Here is a 3,162-nt window from a genome sequence, read left to right on the forward strand (position 1 = left end):
CTCCCTGCCTGTCCACAGCCCCCGCCGCCTCCTCAAGCCTCACCGACTCCGTGGACGCCCCCGGCTCCACGGATCCCGCCGACTTCGCAGATCCCACCGACATGGCTGCCTCCCGAGACGCCGCAGATCCCACCGACATGGCTGCCTCCGGAGACGCCGGAGACGGCGCGGCCTCCGGAGACAGCGGAGGCTCCGGAGGCGATGCGGGTCCCCGAGACCACGCCCGCTCCCGAAGCGACGCGTACTCCCGCAGAGACACGCACTCCCGAAGCGACGCGTACTCCCGCGGAGGCAGGCACTCCCGAAGCACCACGCGCTCTCGAAACGACGCGCGCTCGGGAGGGAGCGCGCTCTTGGGAGGAGGCGCATCCTCGGGAGGAGGCGCGTGCTCCGCAGACCTTGCCGGTTTCGGAGGTCCCGCTGGGTTCCGAGGCGGGGCGTTCCCCGAGAACACTGGAGGCGTCGGAAGCTCGGGAGTCGCTGGAGGTTCTGGAGGAGCATCTGCGGCCCGTGGTGGCGGCCTGCCTGGCGGCCGACCCCGCGGAGCGGCCGGATGCCGGGGAGTTGCTCCTCCGACTGGTCGGCCACTCGACCCGATCGCTCGTTCCCGACGAGATTCCACCCGACGTCGCCGACGGTGTCCCGCCTGGCGCTGTCGGCGACATGCCGCACAGCGGTGTGACCGACATGCGGCGCGTTGGCATCGGCGGCGCGCAGCACGTCGGGGCGGGCGAGGTCCCGCCTGGTGGTGCCCGCTACGTACCGGCAGGTGTTGCCGATGATGTGCCCGCCAGCGTTCGCGACGGCGGGCCCGCCGCATTCGGCGTGGGCGGCTCGGGCGGCGCAGTGGGCGCGGCCGGCGCAGTCGGCTCGGGCGGCGCAGTCGGCTCGGGCGGCGCAGTCGGCTCGGGCGGCGCAGTCGGCGCGGACGGCGCAGTCGGCTCGAACGGCGCAGTCGGCTCGAACGGTGGGGCCCGGGGAGCTCGGCGTAGTCTGCCGATGCTGGCTCTAGGCGGGGCGTTGGTCGCGGTCGTGTCCGTTGTCGCCGGGTATCTCGTCGGGCTCAGGGTCGTGGCGGACGAATCCGGCGCGAGTGCCGCGACGACCGCCGCGACGTCCGTGTCAGTACCCGTGATCGAGACCACCGGGGTGGGACCGTCCGCGCTGGCCTCACCCGCCACCACGACGCAGGCTCCCGGCATCGGGCTGACGCTGCACGAGCATTCCTCCGATCCTTCGCGCATCGTGGCGTACCGGAACGAGCGAGGTGTTTGGCTGCGCGGCGGGCAGGGCGGGGCGTTCACGGAGGCGGGCGTCCCGGCGGACGACGTCGCCGCCTCGCCCGACGGCGCGTGGCTGGCCGTGCAGTCCGGGACCGGCGTGATGCTCGTCGGGCGCGGGGACGGGCGGCGGTTCGCCGTGCAAGTGCCGTCCGGCGCCGTCTCCCCGACGTGGGACCGCGCCTCGTCGCGGCTGCTGTTCACGGTGAGCGGCAAGGGCACGACCGGCTTCGCGGTGCTCGACGTCGCCACCCGCCAGGTCACCACCGTCGTCACCGAAGGGGACGTGGGTCCCTACGCCTGGACGCCCGGCGGCGACGGCGTCGTGGCCGGGTACGACAGCGGCGACGGCGACGGACTGCGCTTCCGCGACCTGCGCGGACGGCAGACCCGGACGATGCCGTGGACCGGAGCGAGCCTGGGCCGGATGTTGTTCTCGCCGTCCGGACGGCTGATGCTCACCACCTGTCCCAGCGGCGGCTCGTACTGCGCCTGGGACGCGGCGACCGGCGTGCGGGTCGCCACATACGTGAACTCGATCAAGGGGGCCGAGATGTGGGGCTGGTACGGCGACGACCACCTGATGATCCTCGACCCGACGAGGACGCCGCACGAGTTCGTGGCCATCGACTTCCGCGAGGGGACCCGGCGACTGCTGGCCACGCTCGATGCCGCCGGGAACACCCCTGGCCTGCGCCTGGCGAGGGCGGCCCGATGAACGTCGCCGGATACGAGCCGATCGCGGTACTCAGGACGCACTGCTGCGGCGTGGTGGATCACCTGGCGAAGGCGCCGGACGGCCGGACGGTGGTCCTGCGCCACTACGGCAGGCCGGGCGAGCGGCGTCCGGCCGATCCTTCCTGGGGTGAGCGGTTCCGGGCGGCGGCCCCCGTCGGGACGGTCGCGGTGCTGGACGCCGGCCCCGACTTCGTGGTCACCGAGTACATCGAGGGCGGCTCACTGGCGGATCGCCCCGGTCCTGGTGACAGCGGCGCCCGCCCGGACGTCCAGTCGGGCGACCGGGCCGATGGTCTTTCGTTCGGTCGGGCGGATGGTCCATCGGGCGGCCGGGCGGATGACCGGTCAGGCAGCCGCCGGGTGGATGGCCCGTCGGGCGGCCGGGTGGACGACTGGTCAGGCAGCCGGGCGGATGATCCGTCGGCCGGCCAGGCGGATGACTGGTCAGGTGGCCAGGCGGATGGTCGGCCGGGTGGTCGGTCGGGTGGCTGGCCGGCTGATCGGTCGGATGACCGGCCGGGTGGTCAGTCGGGTGGCTGGCTGGCTGATCGGTCGAATGACCAGGCGGATGATGACTGGTCAGGTGGCCAACCGGAGGGCCGATCGGGTGGCCAACCGGAGGGCCGGACAGATGGTCAGCCGGAGGGCCGGGCGGGTGGCTGGTCGGGGGCTGCGCTGCGGCGGCTGGCGATCGGGACGTTGACGGCGGTGGCCGCCGTGCAACGGGCCGGGTTGGCGCCTGCCGGGATCGAGCCGGACCGGGTGCTGCTCGCGGACGACGGTCCGCGACTGCTGTGCGCGGTGCCCGAGTCGCACCACCGGTATGAATGCCGCGACACCCTGCCCGGCCTGTCGGACACGCCGGGCGCGATCGCTCCAGAGGAGGTACGCGGCGACCCGGTCGGTCCGGCCGCCGACGTCGCCCGCTGGGCGATCACCATCGCGTACGCGGCCGCCGGACGGGACCCGTACCCGGTGGACCAGCCCGGCGATCGGCTCAGCCGGATGGCGGAGGGAGCGGCGAGCCTGGCCGCGCTTCCGCAGGACGGCCTGCGCGACGTACTCGCCGACTGCCTCGCCCCGGACCCCGCCGCCCGGCCCACGGCGGAACAGGCCCTGCTACGCCTCATCGAGGAAACCGTCC

General features: G+C 73.9%; 1 protein-coding gene and 1 pseudogene. Both read left to right on the forward strand.

Going from position 1 to position 3,162, the window contains the following annotated elements; translation table 11 throughout:
• The first annotated feature begins 1,032 nt into the window (after positions 1-1,032).
• Positions 1,033-1,998: a TolB-like translocation protein gene (locus tag HII36_RS54225; protein ID WP_173531213.1), complete on the forward strand. Its 966-nt coding sequence runs from the start codon at positions 1,033-1,035 to the stop codon at positions 1,996-1,998.
• 728 nt (positions 1,999-2,726) lie between these two features.
• A pseudogene (locus tag HII36_RS57645) lies at positions 2,727-3,162 on the forward strand (hypothetical protein); the annotation flags it as partial.

Source organism: Nonomuraea antri (assembly GCF_013283785.1).
Taxonomy (GTDB): domain Bacteria; phylum Actinomycetota; class Actinomycetes; order Streptosporangiales; family Streptosporangiaceae; genus Nonomuraea; species Nonomuraea antri.